A 3091-nucleotide genomic window follows, 5' to 3' on the forward strand; every position below is an offset into this window, starting at 1 on the left:
CTGATGCTGATGCTGATGCTGATGCTGATGCTGATGCTGATGCTGATGCTGATGCTGATGCGGACGCCGATGCGGACGCCGATGCGGACGCCGATGCCGACACAGATGCAGATGCCGATGCCGACGCTGATTCCGACGCCGATGCGGATACCGATAAAATTAAGATTTCCGTTGATATATCTCCTGGCGGGAAATCAGAGAACCCAGGTGAGCCAGTAGAAGATAAGGTTCTTCATATCAACGGCGGAGCAGACGATCCAAGCGGGCTCGGTTTTGACGTTGTGGATGGGAAAATTGTCGCCATTGGCGATAACGTGCGCGTATGGATAACACCAGGTGATGATATTCCTGAGTGCTCTGATCCTGCGAAGCAGATCATGTATTACAACGGTAATAACACCAGCGCCGACGGTGGCGAAAAATACAGCGATATTTTCATTATCCATGAAGGAAGTGGCTTCGAAAAAGGGGGCAAAATCGAAGCCATCAATAAAATTCAAGGCAACAAGATGAACGGCGGTTCGGAATATAAGGATTACATATTCCTACAGGGCGCCGGTGACGATTATAAAATGGAGGCCAGTGACCCTAATACGGGCCGAACCAACGAACTTACTGCTATCACCGTGCTGAATGCTGATGGAAAACCGATTCTCGGCACCTGTAACTTTATTGAAGGCATCATCTACGGCGATGGTCTTTCCGTACATCCGGGCGATACCACGGCCACGTGGACCGTGACCCTAAACCTGGACATCCAGTTGGAAAGCAGCAGCGGCGAACAGACCTTAACCCACATAACGCTGAAGGGGATCCCCGAAGGCGCCGAATTTAAAGGTAATGGGCTAGCCCACTATACCTATGACAATGGCGTTTATACGCTCACCTTTGAGACGGGAACCACGCATTACGAAGGGAAAATGACGATTACCCTCCCGGATGGTGAACAGGTCATCGGCGATATTGTCATGAACGTGGAAACCTCTGCAGGCGACCATACGTTTGACGGTATCAACGGCGAAGAGGCGTTCAGCGATACCGTTGAATATGACTACGACGATAGCGCCGACAACTCAGAGTTACAAATCGCCGGCCTGACCGATGGGCTGGGGGAAGAAAGTGTCATGATGGCCATGGATAGCGATCACCAGGACGATGCCTCCCTGGATGCAAACCAGGATGAAGAGCATGCGCTGCAGACGGCGGATAACCTCGACCACACGGAAGAGCACACCGTCGATAATATGGACGACGTTTCGCTGGATACGGCGGACAATACTTCTGATACGCAGGATACCGACGCAGATAAGAGCGAGAATCTGCTGGTTGATAACGACCCACTGGACCTCGATAACATCGATGACGAGTCCGATCGCTCCACAACCGACAGCGATCTTGTGCACGATACGAACGCTGAAACGGAAGAGTCCTCGCTCAGCACGCTGTTAGGCGGTACCGAGGACGATTCTCTTCATGAAACAGAAACCGCCAGCGAGGAAACTAGCCTCAATAGCGAAAGCAATGAGTCTGGACAAGAAGCCACCATTATTAGTCAGGATGAACCATTGTCATTCAGTGATATGATTCACGACGGTGATAATAAGGATCTCTCCAGCCTCATTCAAACAACGGAGACAACGGAAACGGCAGAAACACCGAATGACGTTGAACATGTTCCAGCGGAAGGCGGCGATACGGATGACAATCAAACCTGGGCCAGCAATGACCCTGATGATTTGATTGCGAAGCCAGAAGTCGAAGCCTGATGCATAACGTCATGGGGCTGTTATCAGCCCCATGCACGTCAACACCTGGTTGACTTTTTGTCTAATGACATGACCTCTGGTGGATTAAGCCACGAGTCAGGGAAATGAACGTAAGGAAAGGACGTCATGATGAACAAACACATTCGGATATTAACAGGCATCTCTCTGCCATTACTGTTTGCCAACACGGTTAGCGCAGCAACGCTTGAGCAAGCGGTCAAAGACAGTTTACTGTGGCATCCGCAGGTGAGCGCGTCGGTCAATAGTCGCTATTCTGCAGACCAGGATTTGCGCGCGGCCAAGGGCGGGTATCTGCCGACCCTGGATCTGTCTGCCGGCACCGGTTGGGAACAAACCGACAACTCATCGACTCGCGCGGCGGACGATCATCGCCGTAACCTGCACCGCAGTGAGTCCAGCATCAACCTGCGGCAGAACGTGTTTAACGGCTTCGCCACCTCCAGCGAAGTCGCGCGCCAGAAAGCCACCGTTAACTCGCGGGCGTTCTCGGTAATGAACACCAGCGAAGTGACGGCACTGGATGCGATCCAGAGCTATCTCGACGTGCTGATGCGGCAAAAGATGGTGAAACTGGCGCAGGATAACCTGAAAAGCCACGAACGTATTTTCGATCAGATTCGTTTACGCACCGAACAGGGCGTAGGCCGTACCGCCGACTATGAGCAGGCGCAGGCTCGTCTTGCGCAGGCGAAAAACAACCTACTGACCGAGCAAACCAACCTAGAGGACGCGCAGGCCAACTACTACAGCGTCGTCGGGAAAGAAGCCACCGGTCTGTCGATGCCGATGACCACAAAGATCCCGGCCTCGCAGGCCGAAGCGCGCAAGCTGATGCTGGAAAACAGCCCACTGCTGAAACAGGCGGACTCAGACGTTGAAGCCACCCGTCAGCAGTACGAAGCGGCGAAATCCCGCTTCTATCCGAGCGTCAATATCGACGTTGGCCGCCGCATGGATAACAACGTTGACGGCACGCGTGGTCACGACCAGGAGTGGCAGGCCATGGTTCGTATGAACTATAACCTGTTTAACGGCGGCAGCGATCAGGCGCAGTTGTCATCCTATGCTTATAAAATGCAGGAAGCGCAGGACGTGAAGCGCAACGCCCTTCGCCAGCTGGATGAAGAGCTGCGGCTGTCGTGGAACGCCTGGCAGAACGCTAAACAACAGGTGCCGATCGCCAAAGATTATGCCGATCGCAGCGCCGTCGTACGTACCGCGTACCAGGAGCAGTTCAGCATCGGTGAACGTAGCCTGCTGGATATGCTGGACAGCGAAAACGAAGTGTTCAACGCCCAGCGCCG

2 protein-coding genes are annotated in these 3091 nt (G+C 53.4%); both read left to right on the top strand.

Annotation, left to right across the window (positions count from 1 at the left end):
- A partial coding sequence (locus tag ACW14G_RS22715; protein WP_455648845.1) for a hypothetical protein occupies positions 1-1766 on the top strand: 1766 nt, incomplete at its 5' end.
- 129 nt (positions 1767-1895) lie between these two features.
- Positions 1896-3091 (top strand): TolC family outer membrane protein (locus ACW14G_RS22720; protein ID WP_455648846.1); only part of this gene is annotated, 1196 nt, incomplete at its 3' end.

The organism is Kluyvera sp. (genome assembly GCF_965301105.1).